Origin of the sequence: Mycolicibacterium vaccae NBRC 14118 = CIP 105934 (assembly GCF_001552715.1) — a bacterium.
Taxonomy (GTDB): Bacteria; Actinomycetota; Actinomycetes; order Mycobacteriales; family Mycobacteriaceae; genus Mycobacterium; species Mycobacterium vaccae.
Map to the genome: position 1 here is coordinate 63,053 of NZ_BCRS01000001.1, position 20,257 is coordinate 83,309.

23 protein-coding genes are annotated in these 20,257 nt (G+C 65.8%); 14 read left to right on the forward strand and 9 right to left on the reverse strand.

Annotation, left to right across the window (positions count from 1 at the left end):
• Window positions 1-68 precede the first annotated feature (68 nt).
• The 5 genes from MVA01S_RS00260 to MVA01S_RS00280 all read right to left on the reverse strand — a co-directional run bounded on the left by MVA01S_RS00260 (window position 69) and on the right by MVA01S_RS00280 (window position 3,211).
• Window positions 69-1,370: a sensor histidine kinase gene (locus tag MVA01S_RS00260; RefSeq protein WP_003929783.1), complete on the reverse strand. Its 1,302-nt coding sequence runs from the start codon at window positions 1,368-1,370 to the stop codon at window positions 69-71.
• Window positions 1,352-1,798, reverse strand: a complete 447-nt coding sequence (locus MVA01S_RS00265) for a response regulator (RefSeq protein WP_003929784.1) — start codon at window positions 1,796-1,798, stop codon at window positions 1,352-1,354. The genes MVA01S_RS00260 and MVA01S_RS00265 overlap by 19 nt, the downstream gene beginning before the upstream one ends.
• The gene (locus MVA01S_RS00270; RefSeq protein ID WP_051015251.1) at window positions 1,795-2,463 is read right to left on the reverse strand and encodes a response regulator transcription factor; all 669 of its coding nucleotides are present in this window, start codon (window positions 2,461-2,463) and stop codon (window positions 1,795-1,797) included. Before MVA01S_RS00270 ends, MVA01S_RS00265 begins: the two co-directional genes overlap by 4 nt.
• Window positions 2,464-2,555: 92 nt before the next feature.
• Window positions 2,556-2,954 (reverse strand): type II toxin-antitoxin system VapC family toxin, encoded by a 399-nt coding sequence (locus MVA01S_RS00275; RefSeq protein ID WP_003929786.1) that lies wholly within the window; start codon window positions 2,952-2,954, stop codon window positions 2,556-2,558.
• Window positions 2,951-3,211, reverse strand: coding sequence for a type II toxin-antitoxin system Phd/YefM family antitoxin (locus MVA01S_RS00280; protein WP_003929787.1), 261 nt, complete (start codon window positions 3,209-3,211; stop codon window positions 2,951-2,953). The genes MVA01S_RS00275 and MVA01S_RS00280 overlap by 4 nt, the downstream gene beginning before the upstream one ends.
• A 136-nt stretch (window positions 3,212-3,347) precedes the next feature.
• Here MVA01S_RS00280 and MVA01S_RS00285 point away from each other — a divergent pair, with 136 nt between their 5' ends.
• The 3 genes from MVA01S_RS00285 to MVA01S_RS00295 all read left to right on the forward strand — a co-directional run bounded on the left by MVA01S_RS00285 (window position 3,348) and on the right by MVA01S_RS00295 (window position 5,353).
• Window positions 3,348-4,262, forward strand: a complete 915-nt coding sequence (locus MVA01S_RS00285; RefSeq protein ID WP_003929788.1) for a ribonuclease HI — start codon at window positions 3,348-3,350, stop codon at window positions 4,260-4,262.
• An 82-nt stretch (window positions 4,263-4,344) separates the two neighbouring features.
• Window positions 4,345-4,734: a TA system antitoxin ParD family protein gene (locus MVA01S_RS00290; RefSeq protein WP_003929789.1), complete on the forward strand. Its 390-nt coding sequence runs from the start codon at window positions 4,345-4,347 to the stop codon at window positions 4,732-4,734.
• A gap of 37 nt (window positions 4,735-4,771) precedes the next feature.
• Window positions 4,772-5,353, forward strand: a complete 582-nt coding sequence (locus MVA01S_RS00295) for an ATPase (protein WP_003929790.1) — start codon at window positions 4,772-4,774, stop codon at window positions 5,351-5,353.
• 90 nt (window positions 5,354-5,443) lie between these two features.
• Here the strand turns inward: MVA01S_RS00295 and MVA01S_RS00300 are convergent, their stop codons facing one another.
• From MVA01S_RS00300 to MVA01S_RS00310, 3 genes are all read right to left on the reverse strand, one after another.
• Window positions 5,444-6,595 carry a CaiB/BaiF CoA transferase family protein gene (locus MVA01S_RS00300; protein WP_003929791.1) on the reverse strand — a complete coding sequence of 384 codons (1,152 nt, stop codon included), beginning with the start codon at window positions 6,593-6,595 and terminating at the stop codon, window positions 5,444-5,446.
• A 57-nt stretch (window positions 6,596-6,652) separates the two neighbouring features.
• Window positions 6,653-7,747 (reverse strand): hypothetical protein, encoded by a 1,095-nt coding sequence (locus MVA01S_RS00305; protein ID WP_237024336.1) that lies wholly within the window; start codon window positions 7,745-7,747, stop codon window positions 6,653-6,655.
• Window positions 7,748-7,942: 195 nt separating this feature from the next.
• The gene (locus MVA01S_RS00310) at window positions 7,943-9,670 is read right to left on the reverse strand and encodes a VanW family protein (protein ID WP_003929793.1); all 1,728 of its coding nucleotides are present in this window, start codon (window positions 9,668-9,670) and stop codon (window positions 7,943-7,945) included.
• A 215-nt stretch (window positions 9,671-9,885) separates the two neighbouring features.
• Between MVA01S_RS00310 and MVA01S_RS00315 the strand changes: the two genes are divergently transcribed.
• The 5 genes from MVA01S_RS00315 (at window position 9,886) to MVA01S_RS00335 (ending at window position 13,206) form a co-directional block, all read left to right on the forward strand.
• Window positions 9,886-10,875 carry a hypothetical protein gene (locus MVA01S_RS00315; RefSeq protein ID WP_003929794.1) on the forward strand — a complete coding sequence of 330 codons (990 nt, stop codon included), beginning with the start codon at window positions 9,886-9,888 and terminating at the stop codon, window positions 10,873-10,875.
• Between the two features lie 96 nt (window positions 10,876-10,971).
• A complete protein-coding gene (locus tag MVA01S_RS00320) occupies window positions 10,972-11,283 on the forward strand; it encodes a WXG100 family type VII secretion target (protein ID WP_003929795.1) in 312 nt (103 codons plus the stop codon).
• The gene (locus MVA01S_RS00325; RefSeq protein WP_003929796.1) at window positions 11,283-11,567 is read left to right on the forward strand and encodes a WXG100 family type VII secretion target; all 285 of its coding nucleotides are present in this window, start codon (window positions 11,283-11,285) and stop codon (window positions 11,565-11,567) included. The genes MVA01S_RS00320 and MVA01S_RS00325 overlap by 1 nt, the downstream gene beginning before the upstream one ends.
• The gene (locus MVA01S_RS00330; protein WP_003929797.1) at window positions 11,564-12,826 is read left to right on the forward strand and encodes a WXG100-like domain-containing protein; all 1,263 of its coding nucleotides are present in this window, start codon (window positions 11,564-11,566) and stop codon (window positions 12,824-12,826) included. Before MVA01S_RS00325 ends, MVA01S_RS00330 begins: the two co-directional genes overlap by 4 nt.
• Window positions 12,826-13,206 carry a DUF6188 family protein gene (locus MVA01S_RS00335; RefSeq protein ID WP_003929798.1) on the forward strand — a complete coding sequence of 127 codons (381 nt, stop codon included), beginning with the start codon at window positions 12,826-12,828 and terminating at the stop codon, window positions 13,204-13,206. The genes MVA01S_RS00330 and MVA01S_RS00335 overlap by 1 nt, the downstream gene beginning before the upstream one ends.
• A 329-nt stretch (window positions 13,207-13,535) precedes the next feature.
• Here the strand turns inward: MVA01S_RS00335 and MVA01S_RS00340 are convergent, their stop codons facing one another.
• Complete coding sequence (locus MVA01S_RS00340; RefSeq protein WP_003929799.1) at window positions 13,536-13,976, reverse strand: hypothetical protein; 441 nt, start codon at window positions 13,974-13,976, stop codon at window positions 13,536-13,538.
• 295 nt (window positions 13,977-14,271) lie between these two features.
• Here MVA01S_RS00340 and MVA01S_RS00345 point away from each other — a divergent pair, with 295 nt between their 5' ends.
• The 6 genes from MVA01S_RS00345 (at window position 14,272) to MVA01S_RS00365 (ending at window position 20,147) form a co-directional block, all read left to right on the forward strand.
• Complete coding sequence (locus MVA01S_RS00345) at window positions 14,272-14,643, forward strand: hypothetical protein (protein ID WP_003929800.1); 372 nt, start codon at window positions 14,272-14,274, stop codon at window positions 14,641-14,643.
• Window positions 14,644-15,316: 673 nt separating this feature from the next.
• Window positions 15,317-15,604, forward strand: coding sequence for a hypothetical protein (locus tag MVA01S_RS31140; RefSeq protein ID WP_144033033.1), 288 nt, complete (start codon window positions 15,317-15,319; stop codon window positions 15,602-15,604).
• Between the two features lie 23 nt (window positions 15,605-15,627).
• Window positions 15,628-15,981, forward strand: a complete 354-nt coding sequence (locus MVA01S_RS00350; protein WP_003929801.1) for a DUF6188 family protein — start codon at window positions 15,628-15,630, stop codon at window positions 15,979-15,981.
• A gap of 429 nt (window positions 15,982-16,410) precedes the next feature.
• Entirely contained in the window at window positions 16,411-16,707 is a 297-nt protein-coding gene (locus MVA01S_RS30085) for a colicin immunity domain-containing protein (protein WP_157895603.1), read from the forward strand.
• Window positions 16,704-17,201, forward strand: a complete 498-nt coding sequence (locus MVA01S_RS00360; protein WP_144033034.1) for a hypothetical protein — start codon at window positions 16,704-16,706, stop codon at window positions 17,199-17,201. Before MVA01S_RS30085 ends, MVA01S_RS00360 begins: the two co-directional genes overlap by 4 nt.
• 420 nt (window positions 17,202-17,621) lie before the next feature.
• Window positions 17,622-20,147: an SEC-C domain-containing protein gene (locus tag MVA01S_RS00365; RefSeq protein ID WP_003929804.1), complete on the forward strand. Its 2,526-nt coding sequence runs from the start codon at window positions 17,622-17,624 to the stop codon at window positions 20,145-20,147.
• The last annotated feature ends 110 nt before the right edge of the window (window positions 20,148-20,257 follow it).

The following is a 20,257-nucleotide window of genomic DNA, read 5'->3' on the forward strand; positions in this document are numbered from 1 at the left end:
GTCTCGGCGTCGCGTGGGTTCGACGGTGCATGCAACACAATCGACGGTGGTGTACACACCACCGACCGTCACGAACGGGCGACATCGACGGTCGCGGTGACGCGGGTGCCGCGTCCGGGCGCGGTGTCGATGGCCAGTTGTCCGCCGATCGCCGACAGGCGGTCGGTCATGTTGGTCAGCCCGGCGCCGACGGCTCCCGGCCGGAATCCGCGGCCGGTGTCGGTGATCTGCAGTGTCAGCAGCCCGCTGTCGACGTGGCCGGTGATGTGGACGGCGGTGTCGGGCCCGCCGTGTTTGGCGGCGTTCTGTAGCGCCTCGCTGCAGCAATAGTAAAGGGCCGCTTCTGTTGTCGGCGGGTGTCGGCCGAGTTCCCGTAGCTCGAGGTGGACCGGCGTCACCGCCCGGGCGGTCAGCGCGGGCAGTGCCTTGTTCAGTCCCCCGCTGACGAGCAGCGGCGGGTAGATGCCGTGGGCGAGGCGCCGTATCTCGGCGATGGCACCGTCCACCAGTCCGGACGCTTCGGCGAGCAGATCCGCGCGCGTGTCACCATTGCTGTTGCGCGCCAGACCGATCAGCACCGACAGCGCCACGAGGTGCTGCTGCGCGCCGTCGTGCAGGTCGCGTTCGAGCCGGCGTCGTTCTTCGTCGGCCGCGGTGATCAGGCGGGTGCGGGATGCGGCGAGTTCGGCGGCGCGTTCGGCGAGTTGGGCTTCCGAGGTCCGCAGCGCGGCGGCGTTGTTCCACACGATGATCATCAGGTGCAACGCGTTGACGGGCACCGCGATGAGGACGAACGCGGTCGCCATCCACCGCGGCGCCTGTGCGACATGGGCGGTGAACGGGGTGAACAGCGCGATGGCGGCCGCGGTGAGGACACAGCCGGCGGTGAGCACCGTGAACGCCAGGCCCCGCCGCAGGCTGATGTAGGGCTCGGCGAAGACGACGGGCACCAGCGCCAGCAGCGCCATCGCGGGCAGCAGCGGCGGCGACACGAACGTCACGCCGAGCACGGCCAGCCAGTTCCCGATGCAGACCAGGCTGATGGACTGCTCGAACATGTTGCGGCGGGCCAGATTGAACGCGATGGCGAGCACGGCGCACTGGAAGCAGGCCACGGCGACGAAGCCGAGCATCCACGGCGACCGGAAGATCCAGAAGTACTCCCACAACGGCAGCACGATGCCGGCGCCGAACCACAGGCCGAAGTGGCCGGACAGGAACACCTCGAAGCGTTCGGACCGGAAGCGGTGGATCAGGTCGTGTCCGAACCACGACGACGAGTGAAAGGCCGCGGTGAGAAGGAGTTTCGGGACGCGCCAGTCCGGAACGGTTGCGGATACCGGCGGTAGTTTCAGCTTGCTGTTCGCCATATGTCGCTCAGCACTTCGGGGCACAGGTGTTGCTTCTGCAGATAGGTGGTGCCGTTTTCGGTCACCGCGGCGGGAAGCTCGTCGGCGTCATAGGTGGACATGAGGACGACCACGAGGTCCGGGTGCCGCGCGCGGAGCTGCCGTGCGGCTTCGATGCCGCCGATGCCGGGCATGTGGATGTCCATCAGGACCAGGTCGGCGGCGGCGTCGGCATCGGCACCGGCCAGCCGTTCCAGCGCGGACTCCCCGGTGGCGCTCTGGCCGGCCAGCACGAAGCCGTCGGTCGCCGCCAAGGTTGCCGCGCTGGCCAGCCGGAAGCTGGCTTGGTCGTCGACGACCCAGACCCGGACCTGCTGGTTCACCACTGTCCCAGCGTGGTCGCCCAGGAGCGGGCGCGCCAGGGTGTACACACCACTGTCGGCGGTCACGACGGGCCGCCGTCGAGGAACATCAGCACGGCTTTGACGCGCCGGTCCACGGAGTCGTCGACGGTGAGTTCCAGCTTGGCGAAGATGGAGTTGATGTGCTTTTCGACGGCGCGTTGGGACAGCACGAGCCGTCGCGCGACGGTGCGGTTGCTGAAGCCGGTCGCGAGTTCACCGAGCACCTCGCGTTCGCGGGCGGTCAGGCGGCTCAGTGCCGCGGCCTGGCGGGGCTGGGCGAGCAGGGCCTCGACGACCAGCGGGTCGAGCACGGTGCCCCCTGAGGCGACCTGGCGGACCGCCTCGCCGAGTTCGTCGAAGTGCGCGACCCGTTCCTTGAGCAAGTACCCGCGGCCTGCTGAGCCGCCGTCCAGCAACGCCGATGCGTAGGTGTGGTCGACGTACTGCGACAACACGATCACGCCGACGTCCGGGTGGGCGGTGCGCAGCCAGTTGGCCAGCCGGATGCCCTCGTCGGTGGACGTGGGCGGCATACGCACGTCGGTGACCAGCACGGTGGGCTGGTGGGCGGCGACGAGGTCGGCGGCGGAGTCGTAGTCCTCGGCGACGCCGACGACCGTGGTGTCGGGGCTGGTCGACAACGCGCGGGCAACGCTGTCGCGTACCAGCAGGCAATCTTCGGCGACGACGATCGAGATCTGATCACTCACTTTGGGCAGCACCCCCTCGCGTCCCCCGCCAGCGGCTAGAGGTGATTATCCGCTGGTGGAAGCGATTCGGGGCGGTAGCGTCCCAAAACGACTCAGACGCGGATCACGCTCAATCCGGCGACGCCGTCGAGTGAGTCGAAGTCATCGTCTTGGGTGACCACCGGAAGACCATGTGATGCAGCAACGGCTGCGATCCACAGATCGTTGACACGCACGCGGCGGCCTGTCTCGGCAAGATGAACCCGCATTCGCGCCCACATCTGGGCGGCCTTCACATCCACGGGCAATGCGGCGAGATCCGGGACGGCATCCAGGGTGGCAAGTCGCTGCGCACGCGTTTCGGCATTGGCGGCGACCAGGACCCCCGCGTTCAGCTCCGCCAGGGTGATGACCGTCGTCGCAACCTCGTCCGGAATGCGTCCGCTGTCCAGCGATCGACCGCTTTCCTGGGCGATGAACACCGACGTGTCGAGTACACCGGCGGCGTTCACTGAATCGGCCCGAGATCGTCGGTGGTCTCCCCCGCAAGGGCTGCCAGGTCATCGCGCATCCCCGGGTCAGCTTGGGCGCTGCGCATTCGGCTTATCAGTTCGTCTCTGGTGAGCCATCGACGCCGTGATGGCTCGAAGGGCACCAGACGCGCAACTGGGCGTCCGTTCAGTGTGATCGTGACGTCCTCCCCGGCCTGAACCCGACGGAGCAAGCTGGCCGTTTCGTTGCGCAGTTCGCGGGAGGCAACTTCAGTCATGCGACAAACGTAGCACCACTGTAGCACTGGTTGCTGGCGCGCCATCCTCGGGGCTATCGGATCGGTGTTCGTCGGACTTGTCGGAGGTGCTCAATACAGTGCCGTCACGCGCTGTCCACCCTGGGAGGAGACGGAGATGGCACCGAAACCAGTGGCCCCCGTACGGCCGGTCAACCTCGTGCCGGCACGGCCGCGCCCGATGACGTCAGTGGCGCTCGCCGTGAGCCGGCGCAGCGACTCGCTGTACCGGTACTCCGCGCGTTCCGAGACCCATCGCTGGACCGGCACCGTGGAGGCCGAGTCGGTCGACACCGCGGTGCTCGACGTGGTCAGCCGGATCCGCGACACCTCCGGCGGGGCGCGGCTGCGTTTTCTGGTGCAGTTGCCGGCACGCAGCACGCTGTGGGCGCTGCGCGACGAGATCGCGCTGCTGATGCCCGGGGTGTGGATCGAGCGGCCTCGTCTCTCGGACGAGACGCTGGTCCGGGCGGCGTGCGCGGGGCTGCGGGAGGCCCCGCCGGAGCCGGTGTGCGTCGCCACAGACGGCTCGGTGCGGGGGAAGTTCACCGGCTACGGGTGGCTGGCGTCGACGGGCGAATACGGGCTGCAGGGTTTCCGGCATTCGACCAAGCTGATCGGCCCGGAGGTGGTGTTGGTCGCGGAGCTTCGGGCGATCGGCGCGGCCGTGCAGAAGCTGCGGGGCCGCGACATCACCGTGCTCAGCGACAGCCGGGGTGCCGTCGCGATGGTCGAGCAGTGGATGGCCGGCGACGACGTGCTTCCCGAGGGCTACGCCGTCTACCGCGAGAGTGGCAAGACGCCGGGACTGGTACGCGCCCGGCAGATGATCTTCGAGGAGCGTGACCGGATCACGCCGGTGTGGGTGAAGGGGCACCGCGGCGAGCCGCTTAACGAAGGTGCTGACGCGCTGGCCCGGCTGGCGTCGCGATACGCGTTGGGCGACAGCGCTCTTGACGGCGGTGAGTATCACCGCCGCGCGGAGGATCTGGCTGAGACGTTCTCGCGCGAGTTCACCAAGCAGACCGCTTGAGGACTCGCACCAGCCCGTCCATCGACACAGAGGTGTAGCATTCTGCTACGGGCGTATCACACTGCTACAGCGGAGGGGCTCCATGTCCGACACAGCCGACCGGGTGACCAGGATCGCCGCGGATCTGATGGACAGCGCTGCCGCCGAAGGCGCACGTCAGAGCCGGTCGGCAAAACAACAGTTGGACCACTGGGCGCGGGTCGGGCGGGCGGTGTCCACTCAGCACAGCGTGGCGCGCCGCAGGGTGGAAACTGCCCTCGCCGGTGATGTTCCTCTACGGGATCTGACCGACGAGGAAGGGGTCGTATTCAACGCCGAGATCTCCGCGGCGATCCAGGAACGCCTCGCGAGCGCCGACTACGGGGCGGTACTGGGCGCGCGAGGAGTCGCCACGGTGGCGCTCGACGAGGATGGCGAGATCGTTCAGTACGCACCAGACGGCAGTTCGGTACGACTGGGCCGCGGTGTGTGAGGCAGCTTCGCGCTGAGATGCTGGACACTTCGGTCCGGTGAAGCGTCTCGATCTCGTCGTCGGGTCCAACGGCGCCGGCAAGTCGACCTTCATCGAGCTGACCCTCGCGCCGCTGTTGCCGCGCAGCGTCTACGTGAACGCCGACGAGATCGCCAAGCGACGCTGGCCCGACGACCCAGCCGGACACAGCTACGAGGCGGCGCGGATGGCCGCTGCCACTCGCGCAAAACTCATCGAACTCGGCGAGTCCTTCATCGCCGAGACTGTCTTCTCACATCCCTCGAAACTTGAACTCCTCGATTCCGCCCACGCAGCGGACTTCACGGTGATCCTGCACGCGGTGTTGATCCCGGAAGAGCTTGCCGTGCAACGTGTCCGATACCGCGTGCGAGCCGGAGACCATGACGTCCCCGAATCCAAGATCCGGCAGCGCTATCAACGGCTATGGGATCTGGTCGCCACCGCGGCCGGACGTGCGGACGAGGCGACGTTCTACGACAACAGCGCGATCCGGGGTCCACGCATCGTGGCTCAACTTGCCGGCGGAATCGTCCTGGGTTCCCCCAGGTGGCCGGCTTGGACACCGACCCCGCTCGCCAACCGTTGGCCTGGCGGGTGAGCGAGGATTCGGCCATAGACGGTGCGCGTGCTGTCCGGGTTACCAGATCAGCTTCATTCGCGTCGACCGCGCTCTCGACAGCGCCGCAACCTAATCCGGCGGCGCGATGCCGACCTCCGCGAGCACCTCGGCAGTGTGCTCACCCAATCGCGGCGCCCCACCGCGCACCCGCCCGGGTGTGCGCGAAAAGCCGGTGGGCACCCCGGGATAACGCACCGGGCCGTGCGCTGTCTGCACCGTTTGGAAGAAGCCGACTGCTTCCAGATGAGCGTCGGTGAACAGCTCGTCGGTGGTGCGCAGCGGGGAGGCCGGGATACCGAGCTTGTCGAACAGCGCCAGCCAGTCCGCGGTGGTCTGCTCGCGCAGTGTGTCGCCCACCAGGCCGTAGACCGTGTCGATGTCGGCGGCGCGGCCGGCCATCGTCGCGTACCGGTCGCTGGCCCAGGCGGGCTTGACGGCGTCGATGAAGGCCTGCCACTGCTTGTCGTTGTAGATCAGCACCGCGATGTGCCCGTCGAGCGTCTGGTATGGGCGGCGGTTGCGCGCCACCGTGCGCGGATACAGCGCGGGTCCCAGCGGTGGCTCGAACATCGCGCCGTTGGCATGCTCGACCAACATGAACGCCGCCATCGTCTCGAACATCGGTACTTCGACTTCCTGGCCCTCGCCGGTGCGGGACCGGTGAAAAAGGGCCATCATCGTCGCGTTCAGCGCGGTGAGTCCGCACACCTTGTCGGCAATGATGGAACCCACGTAACCGGCTGTGCCCGTGAGCTCTTTCTGCACCGCGGCCAGTCCGCACTCGGCCTGGATGATGTCGTCGTAGGCCGGCCGGGGCGCGTACGGCCCGGTGCGGCCGTAGCCGTAGCAGTTCGTGTAGACGATCGACGGGTTGAGCGAGGCTACTGCCTGATAGTCGAAGCCGAGTTTCGCGATCGCGGCGGCGCGCATCGAGTGGATGAACACGTCGGCCTGACCGACGAGCGCGCGCAGGGCCCGCTTGCCCTCCTCGGTCTGCAGGTCGAGGACGGCGCTGCGCTTGCCGCGGTTGACGTTCGTGAACACCCCGCTCAGGCCAGGCTCGGGGCCCACGGAATTGTATCGGGCGTTATCCCCCTGCGGTGGCTCGACTTTGACGACGTCGGCACCCATGTCGGCCATGATTTGGGTGCAGTACGGCCCCGCGACCACGGCGGTCAGGTCGACGACTTTGATCCCGCACAACGGCCCCGCAGAAGACATGGCGGGAACCTTACGCCACCGCATTTCAGCCATAGACCGAGCTCGGTAGCGAGTGGTTCAGGCGGATCGACGGTCTGGATCTGCCCGGTCGAGGGCGGCGAGGGCACGTGCGGTCAATCCCTCCCGGATTCCACTCCGCGCGTGAGCGAACGGGATGAACGCCCGCAGCAGATCGGGCACATCCAGCAGGACCTTCAGCGGGTGACCGCCTTCCAATAGCGACGACTCCAGCACCTGCTTCACGCGCGCCGCACTCCACCGCAATGGGTCGGCCGTCCCAGATTCCACGAGTTCCTGCAACAGGTATTGATGGTCGCGACAGTCGAAGACCGCGCCTGCCTCGGACGCAAAGAACTCATCGAGCAGCGCCTTGCTCGCGTCACGACCCGACATGGGCAGCTGATAGAAGTCGCCGCCGCCTGGCAGGCGACCGACCAGCCACCGCACCAGCGGTCGGCAATCAGGCCACGTGGCGGTCTCCCGGAAGACGTAGGTTCGCCGTAACCCGTAGTCGATCCAGGCCCGCGCATCGGCGAGACTCATCTCGGTGGCCGTGAGGTCGGGGTTGGACAGCTCGTCCACGGCATCGTCGATCGTGACGACAAACAGGGCAGCATCGGCGATCTCGGACTCGTCGAGGTGATCGACCCATACCGCGCACGTCGCTTCCTGCCCGTCGGCGAGCCGGGCGCCGAGCAAGATCTGGTCGAAGTCTCCGAGCACATGCGAAAGGTGCACGGCGCGGTACACGTCGACGTCCCGCAGTGCGGTGACCCACGACATCAGGGGCCCGTTGTACGCGTTCAGCGCTTCCCGGCAGCGAAGCTGCAGATCGCCGTCCACCAGTTCGGCGAACAACGCGACGACGGACGCCGACCCGGGGTTGGGGTCATCGATAAGGCTCTTGACGAGGTAGTCGACGTCGATTGGATCTTCCTGGCGGGACCGGAACTTCGCCAACGGGTCGGGTTTGGCCGCCTCGACCTGCTTGCTGGCGAACACCAGGAACGTCCACGGGTCAAATATGTTCGGTGGTTCCGGTGGCGGATCCTCGGGAGGTAATTCGGCGACAGTGTCGACGCTGCGCTTCCGCGCTCGCCGTTGGTCGCGTCGCCTTTGCTTGGCCTTGCGTCGCATTCGTCCGTCGGTCATGGCGCGGACGCTACTCAGGAGCAGTGACATGTCGGCCCCGCGCTTTATCGTGCGGGCGCGAAACCGGGGACCCCAGCCCGTGGACCGTGTCGAGAAGATTGCCCGTCATCACTTGTTGACGTGATTCAGTGTCGGTGATTCAGGTGCAGCGGCGGTCGGAGTCTCGTCAGCCAAGGCCCGCAGCAGGCCGCAGTGTCAGCCTCCGCACACCACTTTCGGAATCGGGTCGTAGCGCACGGTGTGCGACTCCCTCCGTGTCTCCCCGGTGGTGATGTCGCGCAGCGTGCGGGTGTCGGTGATGGTGAATCCCGGTGCGCCGCTACTGGCGCTGCATGATTCACCGTCGGGGATGGTGATGGTCTGGGGTTGGGTCGGCTTTGATCGCGGGCTCTGCGCCGACGTCACCTCGTAGCGTTTGATACCGAAGATCTGGACAGTGATGGACGACGACGTCCAGGTGGTCTGGATCTGTACCGGGGTGGGTCCGTCGTTGCGGAACTTGACGTCGATGTCGTTGCCGGACACGGTGGCCTCCCGGCCCGCCGGGTACCGGCTGATGTAGTAGCTGTGTTCCTGGTGCTCAACGAGTTCCATGCCGGCGAAGTACGCGGCGTTGAACAGCGTGGTGGCCACCTGGGACACCCCGCCGCCGACACCGCGGTCCGGTCTGCCGTGCATGATGATGCCCGCCTCGACGTAGCCGTTGGCCTTGCTGCGCGGGTTGGTGGCGCCGTTGAGGCTGAACGTCTCCCCCGGTGCGACGACGATGCCGTCGATCGCGCCCGCCGCGCGTTTGATGTTCACGCCGGAGTCCCCGGCGAAGCCGGACGTCTGGAACTCGCCGATGACCTGGACAGGCCCGAGCGCGTTGAGGTCTTCCGTGGTGAACGTCGCCGGCTCGTCGACGTAGACCGCGGCGATCTCACGGTCAGTGGTGCCGGTCAGCACGTCCATCAGGTCGGCGAGGGTCTCGTCGTAGTCGATGCGGCGGCCGTCCTGGGACGGCACCTTCGCCGGCGGTGACGCCGTGAAGTCGATGGTGGCTTCGCGCAGCGGTGTCTCGGACGCGGCGAGTTGGGGCCGCGCAGCGTCGGCGATGGCGTTTTCGTCGACGGTGGCCACGATGTCGCCGTCGTCGATGTCGAAGTTCAGTGCCGCGGCGATGACGTCCTCGTCGATGCGGGCGCGGGTCCTGTCGTCTCCGGTGATTACCAGCGGCGCAGAGACCGCGGGAGCGGCGACGTCGTCGATGGCGGCCTGGACATCGGAAGCAGTTGTGCTGGGCGGTAGTTCGACGACGGGAAGGTCGATCACGGTGCCGTCGGCCCAGTCTCGCTTGAGCAGCTCGGCGGAGGCGTCGACGTCGAGTTCGCGGCCGTTCTGCGGGTCGACGGCGACGGGCTCGCTGCCGACGAAGCGCACGGTGCCCTCGACCGGGTCCTGGGCGACGGTGGCGCCCAGGTCCTCGAGGGCCGCGGTGAGGGCGGTGTCGTCGGCGGTGGAGACCACGCCGATCTCGCGCGTGGTGAACAAGGACGTGAGGCGGGTGATCGGGCTCAGCGGCTGGGCGCCGGTCTGCTCCACCGTGGCGCGCCAGTCGACGGCCAGACCGGCCGACGTCGGGTCGATCTCGCTGCGCTCGGGGCCGGCGGTGACGGGGATCGGCCGCGTTGCGCGCGGGGTGACCTCGGCGCGCAGGCGGTCCTCGGCGTCGGTCAACGTCAGGCCGCCGATGTGCACGCCGGCAGCGGTGACGCCTCGGACCACGCGGTCTTTGCTGTACAGCAGGTCACCGAGGTAGGCGGCGACCAACAGGGCAAAGGGTGCGGCAAGGAGGATCAGCAGCAGTCGGCGGCGGGGTTTCGGGGGCGGGGCAGGGGCGGTCCCGGCGATGACCTGCGGTTGCGCTCTGTCGGCGCGCATGGCGTTCGTTCCTTAAACAGTCGCTCGCGCTGCCTAGGCACACGTCGACCCGCAGCGCACTGCAGCCAGCCTAGCGATTGGAAAGCGGGGGTGCCGTGCCGCAACCTGGCGACGGGCGTGGCCAGGCCCCCCTTCGGCCTTTGCTCACGCCGCGGACTCAGACATGTCGGACCTCGCTTCTACAGTGACGACTCCGGCCTGGGGAGGAGACGGATATGGCAGCGCAGCGTTATTCACAGCCGAGTGACGGCTCGGTGTTCTGCGCCATCCTGCTGCTGCTCCTCGCAGTCGGCTTCGTCATCAAGTACATCTGGTGGTTCGTCGGCGGCGCGGTGCTCGTGGGCGTGTCCGTCGCCGTCTATCGGCTCGCACAGAAGAGGGGAGAGCAACGCCGGCTGGAGGCGGACGAGGCGGCCGACAGGGAGTTCGAGCGGATCCGGCGCGCCGAGCGGCACAAGCGGTGGACGCTGATCGGCGACCAGCGGGCCGTCTACGGGGAGGACGGCGCCGCAGCGATGCGCAAGATCACCGACGGTCCGGAGATGGACGAAGAACCGGGACCGGATGCGTCTGCGGTCGCGCAGGTGGCGACCACGCCACAGGAGTTGGACGCGCTGGTGCGGGACAAACCGAAGGCGTGGGAGCAGGCGCTGTACGTCTCGGTCCTGGTCCAGCGGGTTGCTCCCTTGCAATCACGGTTGCGTGACAGCGAGCTCGGCTTCACCGCGCCGACGTCGACCGGCGCGCTGTCGCCGGCGCATCTGGCCTCCACGGTCGTGACACTGATCGACGAAATGATCGCTACCGCAGAGCACCTGCAGGGATTCATGACAGCTCCCGCGTTCATGGCGGCGTTCACCGGCAAGGACGATACGGGGGCGGATCCGGAGGCGATCAAGCACATTGCGCATCGCACGATGGACTACCTGGAGCGGTTCCTGGAGCTTTCGGAACGCTGTAGGGCGCTACCGGTGCGCTCCGGGCACGTCGACATCGTCGCCGACTGCGCGCGGATGCTCGATGATCCGTTGGCGAGCTACCGGGAGTTCATCGCGGACTTCGTCGACGTCATCGAGGCGCTGCCGAAGGTGCTCAAGCACGCCACGGGCCCCGTCGACATGGGTTCGCTCGGACTGTATTTGAAGATCGACGACAAGCGACACTCGCGGATCCTCAAGCGGCTGGACGCGATCACGACGACGTAACCGGCGGTGTAGGCGATCTCCTTCGAAAATTGGTGACGGGACCCCTTCCCCGGCGCTTTTAGACTCGGTTCGACCGGGCGCCGAGTGGGGGAAGCTATGGACAACCTGGAGGTCGACCCCGACGTGGCATTCAGCACGTCGCAGTCGGTGAGCAACGACGCCGTCGAGCTTCACGAGCAGTTGGCCGGACTGCAGCGGGACTGGGACAACCTGTCGCGCGGCTGGTCGGGGGCGGCGTCGTCGGCGTACTCGCCGCTGTGGATGGAGTGGCTCAACGGTGCGACGGCCCTGGTGGACTCGCTGGAGGAGTTGTCGCACAAGGTCGCCGCGGCCGCTGCTCGATATGTCGATCAGGACGGCAGCGCGGCCGAATCCATCGACTCAGCTGCGGTCGACCTGGGGCTCTGATGCGGTACCGGGTCGAACTCGAGGAACTACTGGCGTTCGTCGACCGCCTTCAGGCCTTCGAGCAGCGTGCAGAAGCCATCGCGACCCGGGTGGACGGTCAGATCGCCGATCTGCACAACACGTGGTCCGGAAACGCCGCCGCTGCGCATCGCGCGCGTCACGACGAATGGATGGCCGCCGCCACGCAGATGCGGGAAGCACTGGCGCAACTGCGTGCCGCAGCCCACCATGCGCACCGCAACTACACCGAGGCCGCCCAGCTGAACCTCGACATGCTGCGATGACGGTTCAGGACGTCGATCCGGACACGTTCTACGCGGTCGGGAAGGGCCTGTTCGAGAAGGCAGGCAAGCTCTACGACGCGTTCAACGTCAACGTCGCGGTCCTCGGCGACACCGCGGCGATGGCGGGCACCGACGACACCGGCGCGGCCTGGGCCGCATCGTATGACCAACGGGTCGGTGAAATCCTCGCCGCGGTCAACGATCTCACGCAGGCGCTGGAGAACTATGGCGGCGTGGTGTTTCAAGCCGGGTACAACCATGCTGTCGCCGAACACAATGCGACACCGGGCAACGGCGGCCCGGCGCCGGTCAAGCCGCAGGAACCCGTGAGTTCGGCAGGCATCCTGTCGGCACCGCCCTCAGCAGGCGGGCCCGGGGCTGGGCTGCTCGACAACGTCGGCTTGCTGCAGCAGGTCGGCGTGCCTGTACCGGACGGTGACACCGACAAGGTGTCGAAGGCCGCGGACGCGTGGGACCGTCTCGCGACGGTGTACCAGACCACGACGGTCGCGGAGGGGCTGGGCGTGGACGCCCGAGCGTTCCGGGAGACGCGGTCGCCGGAGGTCGAGTACCTCGTGTCCGATCTGGAGGCGCTGCAGCGGGCAACGTCGGCGGTGCTGGACGGTTGCGCCGAGCTGGCCCAGTCGTGCCGGGATTACAAGGCCGCACTCGACGATCTGCGGACAACTCTCGAAGGCATCCTGGAGGACCTCGCCGTCGAACTGGCCGTGACCGCAGCGATCGGCATCGCCGCGTCGTTCGTCTCGTTCGGCGCCGGGGCCGTCGCCGCCACGGCCAAGGCGGCGCATTCAGTCACCAAGTTCGCCCGCATCATCGCTGAAACGGTTGGCGCGTGGAGGATCTCGAAGAACATCAGCAAGGGTGTCAAGAGCGCGCACGACATCGCCGGCGTGCGTACCAAGCTGCAGCGCATCAAGAACCTGGGGCGCAAGAACAAGCCGGAGGAGAAGCCCCCGGTCCCTCCCCCAGCCCCTCCAGGTGTGCCCGCTGGATGGACCGCACGGCCCGCCGACAACGGTATGGGCGCTGTCTACCAGCAGCCTGGGTCGCTGGGTAACAGTAATTCGGTGAGAATCATGGAACCCGGCGCTGACCCCCGCTACCCCAACGGCTATGTAAAGTTCACAAACGAGCACAACCAGCCGATAGATCTCGATGGAAAGCCGGCGACGCACGCTGCCACTCACATCCCGCGCAATCCGGACGGCACGTACTCGATCCCGAAAGGCTGGTCGTAATGGACCTAGGGCTGAACGGAAAATGTCTGCAGTCGGTACTCATCGAGTACACGCTCAGAATGAAATTGTCGGATGTCTATTTCATCGTCATCGAATCACCCTTCAACGTCGAGTCTCATGGCACGAATGTCTCCCTCTCGCCGGAAGAAGACGCTGACGAGGCTTTCCAGCCGATACGCCAGCTCGTAGGGCGAATGGTCGAGGAGGCCACGGCGGATGACGCCGGAGCGCTCCACGTCCGGTTCAGCGATGGGACTCGGCTCGAGGTGCCGCCAGACGAGGCGTATGAGGCGTGGAATGTTTCGGGACCGAACGGCGCGCTGGTCGTATGCACGCCTGGCGGCAAATTGGCTGTGTGGAGTGGAAGTGCCGAAGCGTGACACCGGCTTACGTGTTCAGAGACGTGGCCGGCAACCAAGTCTCGTGGCCGATACATCGAGGTCACCGTGCGCGACATCGGCCGCTCGGTCCCCGCTTCGCGCGGAGTTACGCGAGCACGCGCATGCCGACTGCACTTGGGCAATGATCCGCCTGGTCTGGCTCACGCACTTCTGCAGCTCCTCGTACACTCACCGCCGAGATGAACCGTAAGCCTTTGCAAGGCCACCTAGTACTCGTCAGCGACTGCCTATTTCCCCGCCGCTTCCTGACGAGCAGTACTGGTCGGAAGCTCGGCCCAAAGTAGATCGATCGGGTCGTTGCCTCTCCTTCATGCTTGAGGCTCGAACTTCTGCGGTAGCGCCTCGTCTTCCCGACCTTGTTCGCGAAGTTCGGCGAGCCAGCGCCTGTAGGCGGCCTGGTGCGTCGACGCAACACGTTTGCCTTCCTCGGTGATGCGCAACCACAACGTCCACGGCCACCCGGCACGGTCATCGAAACGTTTGACGTAGTCGTCGCGTAGACGCTCGATCGACTCTTCTGACGTCGTCGTCCAAGGTTCGAATCGTGCGCCGTGATCACGCAAGTCGCCGACCTCGGCCAAACCCTCCCGAATCAATGACCTGATGAGATCAACCGTTTTACGCTGAACTTCGGCCAAAGTGACCGATAGGTCCTCTTCCGCAACGTGTCGGTGAACCTCCCAGATCTTCACCCAATCGTGCTGGCCTTCCACGAGAACCTTCTCGCGCGCCGACAGCCTCGTAGCCATGGAATTAGCATAACGACAAGGATCGACAAGAGGTCACGCGAAACCGTCGTAGACGCTCTGTGCGACAGCACAATTACCCTGAGGATTGCTTCTGGGCGAACGGCGTGCGGGCTTGACGTTGAGTCCTGGACGTCCCGTCGGAGAACTGGACCGACAAGCACCGTCCGACAAGCATCAAATGTCGGACAGCGCCTTAACAGTCCGTACGATTTGAACAGGGTTGACTGCAACGGAAACCTCGTGACAAGACGAAGTCCGGGCAACCACACGCCGATCGTGTGGGATTGGTGAGTTCATGATCGACTACACGAAGTTCCCTGGCCTCACGTGTGTCTATCTCGAGGACAGCTACGTACTCGAAATTCTCGAGGAACCGGGGGAACTCATCTTCAAGCTTGACGCGGTCCTGACTCCGGAATGCCCGGCATACCGGCCGCCGCGCCCCGACGAGCAGTACTGTTACGCGGCGGGATGTCTCGTGTTCCCGAGCGTTCTCAGCATCGACTGGATCGAGCGCACCGACCAGAAGTTCACTGACGCAAGTGGTGAACAGGATCTCGGCAACATCGATGTTCTCAAACGCGATGGCGATTTCTTTGTAGCAGAGGGTGACTGGGGCAAGGTCCGAGTCCAGAGTGCAGAGCCACAGTTCGAGCTTGATGATTGATTACTCCACACCCCTCCAGCCTGGTCGATTCCGCGGTACAGCCGCGATTGAACTGCTCGACGAGATACTTGCTCCGCGAGTTCCGTCCATGTTCCGAATGGCGGCAACGTTTCGCAGGAGAGGATGCCGAGCAGAGACCTCTCGACGGCGCCAGATCAGTTCGGAGAAGTCCCCGACACCATCCGCCTGTTGCGACGTTCCTGAGCGGGTTGTCATCGAGAAGTGATGGACGGTTTAGGTGAGAGCGTGACAGTCCGTGACGTCATGAACAACGGGGTCATCAAGATTGGAATGGCATTGATCCTATGAAGGAACAGAATTGGCGACCTATTGCGCCTGAGGAATCCAAGGCTGTGGAGGCCATCGTGTCCGCCTCAGGACTGCGCCACGCTCCACTGCTGCTTCGAGATCTCGACGGTGCGCTCGTAAGAAACGAGTCGGCCTGGATTCTCGAGGTGAAGGCAGCTGCGAACGGGCCCGGTGCTTCAGACCTGCGCGATGGGCCGTTGCCCGCACGCGCGTACGTTCGGTCGGACGGTGTCTACCAAGGCGAAATCATCATCTGGATTTCCAACGGCCACATATCGGGTCTGGAGTACGCGTGGGTCACCGATCAGCCTCCCACGAGGTGGCCGCGACCAGCCGAAATCGAGGTCGTGACGCAAAGAGATACGTGACCGACGGAAAGGACAAGCGGGTGGATCAGCGCTTCGGGTTTCTCAGCAAGAGCCAGTCGGCTCACCTTCTCGATATCGTGTCTCGGCGCAATCCTCACCTTTACGAGCGCCTTCGTAGTGCCGGTGCGGTATCGCGACCGGACACCGAGGAAATCGTCAATGCACTCGGCGATGAACTGGCGAACAATATGGACGACGACTGGGAGCCCACCGAATACGGTCAAACGGTGAGCGCATTGCTAGCACGTTTCAACGCCGCCAGGATCGCTGAATGGCCGCGATAGAGCTGGGCCTCGTGTGAAAGCGCGTGCTGTCGGTGCTCATGGAGTACACGGTCACAATGCAGCTGCGAGGTGGGTATTTCATCGTGATCGAGTCACCGCTCACCATCAGCGACCATGGCCGGAGCACGACGCTGTCGCCTGACTCAGACGCCGGGGAGGCCTTTCTGCCACTGCGCCGGCTGGCGGGGCAGACGATCAACGAAGCCTTTGCCGACAGCACGGGGTCGCTGCTGGTGCGATTCAGTGACGGAACGCGGATTGAGGTCCCTCCGGATACTGCATACGAAGCGTGGAGCGTGTCGGGTCCCGACGGCGAGCTCGTGGTGTGCACCCCAGGAGGCAAGTTGGCAACCTGGAGCGCAGACTGTGGGACATGACCTTGCGCCGTCGTGATCGAGCACGAGAAGAGTCCAGGCCTTGCCTGCGCCTATCGCAAGAACCGCTACGCTTCGCCGTGTCCGAGTTTCCGGACCGGCTGACTGCCATCGCGTCGCGGTCCTACACGGAGAGCCCGGCGTACGTCGGCCACAGCCGGGTGATTAATTCTCCAGCGATGCCGCAGGCAAGCACGAGCCCGGCAGAATCGACGTCGTCGACGCAGCCGGAGATCTGCTTGTCAGGGAGGGCCACTGGGGTTGTGTGCACGTCCAAGGGGCGGTGCTCGCTGACCAGCTCATACCGGATGGCCACGGCGGGACGAGATGGATGCCATACCGGCATAGCGCCTCACATCCAACCGCAGCAGGAACGTGTGGCGCACGCATGAACGATCCACGAATATGACTCAGGAGAGGATGCTTCCGCTGATGTCCGACAACCGACGCCCACCCGACATATCCGTGTACCTCGACGCGATCGACGACTTCATCACGCACGCGACATCGGCTGCATCATTCGAAAGATCCTTCCTTCAGGCATTCAAAGCGGAACGAAGAACGCTCGGCGAACCTGTGTATCCGATCCTGGAAGAGTTGTTCGAAGACGCCGATGCATATGTCGCTGACCCGAATCTTCGGACTGGCCCAGACGACGTCGATGACGAGCGCCTCCTTGAATCCGCACGACGGGCGCGGCGTGCATTGAGAGACATTGGATTTGAATGATCACCCGTGACCACTTCAAGGCATCACGGACCCGGTCACCACGTCGTGTCGCGCGATCATGGGCCAACTCCGCCCTAACGCTAGGGCGATCAGCGATAGAATCGGAACATGCGGCCTACGAGAAGCGCGGCGAGATGACCCCGCGGGAAAGCATCCTTCTCAGAGTTCTTGCCGACTGGGTCGCGCTCGACCGAATCCATTGGGATGTATCTGAATCCAAGCCCGGCGCTCCGCTCATCGCAATTCAAGACGCGACGCTGACGCTGATTCACGACCTCGTCGAGGAGGGCTTGTTTGAGGTCGGCGAGGTGTCCGATGAGCGAGGGTTCTCCCCGTGGACCGAACCGCTCGACGAGGCCGTGGAACGCATCCGTAGTGTCTACGTCGACGGATTCGACAAGCAGAACATATGGCCGTGGTACTGCTGGCTCAATCTCACGGACAAGGGAGAGCAGCTAGCGCAACGGATTCAGTCGACGCCATCTACCAGCTAGCAGTCACAGGCCGTTGCCATTGACGGCCTGCGAACATCATCTCGTCGGTGACAACCGTATCTGCGTTGGCGACCAAACGTCCGTCCTCAGCCCGCTCAAGCGTGCAGTCCGGCAAGCGGGGATCACCTGCAGCCCGCCGCCGAACGCAGAGATGTCGACCTTTGCCCCGGGGACGAGGCCCAACGCATCACGGAGTTGATTGGGTAGGGACGATGCGACCACCCGAATCAATGACAGCCTCCATGCGAGCAGGGTACCGACAACATCCCATACGTCCTCGAAGACGAAAGTCAGCTTCAACCGCCCACACACCAGCGGATCGAATCTGCACCGGGGCCGGTCAGGGATGTACCCCGTGCGCACAGCGTTGCCCACAGGCTTACCTCGTGGCGAGCAAGCGCGATCGCATACCGTGGTCGCGTGGCAGCACAGTTTGACCCGGCCGAGGCCCTCGCGCGGATCCTCATCGAGCACGGTCCTCTGCGTGAGGACGATATCGCCCACCGCCTGGGCGAAATGGGCTTCGTGGACCCGGAGGATCTCCTCCCGCGCTTGTTGAACGAGATCGACTGTGCAGCTGTCCCGTTGGTGGACGAGAGCTGGGTCTGGCTCCCCGCGGTGATCGCAGGAAGGGTGTTCACCCACCGGGTCGGAGCCGAGGAAATCGCTCATGACGTCCTGATCGTGACTCCGGATCTCGATGCGATCACCCACCTGTGCGAGTTCGAGGAGTACGCGCAGCTGGCCGACGGCACCCCGATCAACGTCGCGGTACCGGGTTTCGACGAGGATGTGCTCGACCAGCGGGGCGTCCCGCTGGACATGGTCGACGACGGCGGCGCGATGGTCCTGCCGCCGGGCACACTGCGCGACCTGGACGTCGCCGCCGGCGATCTGGTCGGTCTGCGGTTGACGCCCGAGGGGCTCACCCTGTCAAAAGTCACTGCGGCCCCGTCGCCGCAGGTGGGCGCCGCGCTGGCGGCCACCCTGAACCCCGACGAGCCGACACCTTTCGATTCCGCGGTGTGGGCCGCATGTGTGGCCGATTCGACGCTGTTCACCGAACCCGTGCCACCACTGTCCGAAATCGCCGACGACCACCACCTGGTGCGCCGCCTCGACCTGCTCGCACCCGCAGATTTCGACTACGACCGGTGGCGCTTCGACCTGGATTGCGAGGTGATGAGCAAGCGCTACGACATCGACGAGGACGCGGCGCTCGCCCTGCGCACGCTGGTGTCGATCTACGAGCAGATGTCGCAGCTGATCACGATGTCTCTTCCTGATGACGACGAGGCGCCCGACGATGATGCGCCGGCGCCGACCACCGAGGGCTACCGCGAACTGGTCGCCGAGTTCGGAGCCGAGCTCGCCGATCCGCATCTGGCGGAGGTGCTGGTAGCCGAAACCCTGGGCCGCAATCCCGACGGCGCCGCGGCGCTGGGGTTGTTCGCCGAGACGCTGGAGCCCCAGGTGCCGCGCCGCGCGCGGGTCGCGTTCCGCTGGCTGCGGGCGGTGGCACTGGAGCGCATCGGCGACATCGAGGCGGCCGAACGGGAGCTGCTGGCCGCCGAGACGATGGATACCGACTGGCCGTTGCCGCTGTATGACCTGGCCCGGATTGCGTCCGATCGCGGCGACGTCGAGCGCGGGTTGGCCTTGCTCCATCGCGCGGGCGCCGCGCCCGACGATCCGCTGCTCACGTTGCTGCGTAGCCACCGGGCCGAGGCGCGCCCCGACGTGGGCCGCAACGAGCCGTGCTGGTGCGGTTCGGGTCGCAAGTACAAAAAGTGCCATCTCGGAAAGGAGCAGTTGTCGCTGCCGGAGCGGGTGGGGTGGCTCTACGCCAAGGCCGCGCAGCACGCGCTGGCCAGCGGGTGGCGCGGCCTGGTCGCCGAGCTGACCTATGAACGCACCCGGCATCAGGATGCGCCCGACGACATGATCGACCCGCTGGTGATCGACGCGGCACTGTTCGAGGGCGAGGCGTTCGCGGACTTCCTGGCCATCCGCGGACCGCTGTTGCCTGACGACGAGCGGTCGTTGGCCGAGCAGTGGCTGCTGATCGACCGATCGCTGTTCGAAGTCGAGCAGGTGCGGCCCGGCCACGGGCTCACGGTGCGCGACGTGCGCACCGGTGACGTCCTCGAGGTGCAGGAGCGCACCGCCAGCCGACAGCTCAAGGCCGGACAGCTGATCTGTACCCGGGTGCTGCCCGCCGGCGATAGCGCCACGCAGTTCTTCGGCGGGGTGGAACCCGTTGCGCTGCATGACCGCAGCGCGCTGATCGCGCTGCTCGACGAGGGACCTGACCCCGTGGAGATCGTCGCGTTCCTGAGCCGTCGGTTCGCTCCGCCGACACTGACCAACACAGAGGGTGACCCGCTGATGATCTGCGAAGCGGTTGTCCGCGTGAGCGATTCGGCGCGCATCGAGGCGGCGCTTGACGTCACCTATGACCGGGTCGAGGACGGGGAACCACCGCAGTGGTTCGAGCATGTCGCCACCCAAGGCATGGACCGCATCCGCGCGACGCTGGTGCTCGACGGTGACACGTTGCGGGTGGAGACCAACAGCGACGAGCGGATGGACCGGGTGTTGGCCACTGTGGAGCGGCTGGACCCAGCGATGCGCGTTGTCGACAAGACCCGCAAGCCGATCGACGACCTGCGCGAGATGGCCGCGCAGATGCCGGCAACTGCTCAGGGCGCGGTGGACCCGGACAGCCCCCAGGTGGCCGCGCTACTGGACGCGATGATCCTGGACTACGAGGCGAAGTGGCTCGATGAAGCGATTCCGGCGCTCGACGGGCACACTCCGCGCCAGGCAGCCGATGACCCGACCCGCCGGCCTGATCTGATCCGGCTTCTGGACTCCTTCCCGGCCGACGCGGGCCGCCACGGGATGAATGCGGACCGGCTGCGGGCGGCGTTGGGATTGGAGTAAGGCGAGAGCAGTTGCGGGGCCTAGGACGCCAGGTCGCGCGGCGGACCCCGGTGACGCATTGGTTGGCGCGGGTAAGCCGGCGGGGCTTGCTCCATGGTGAAACCTCTTGC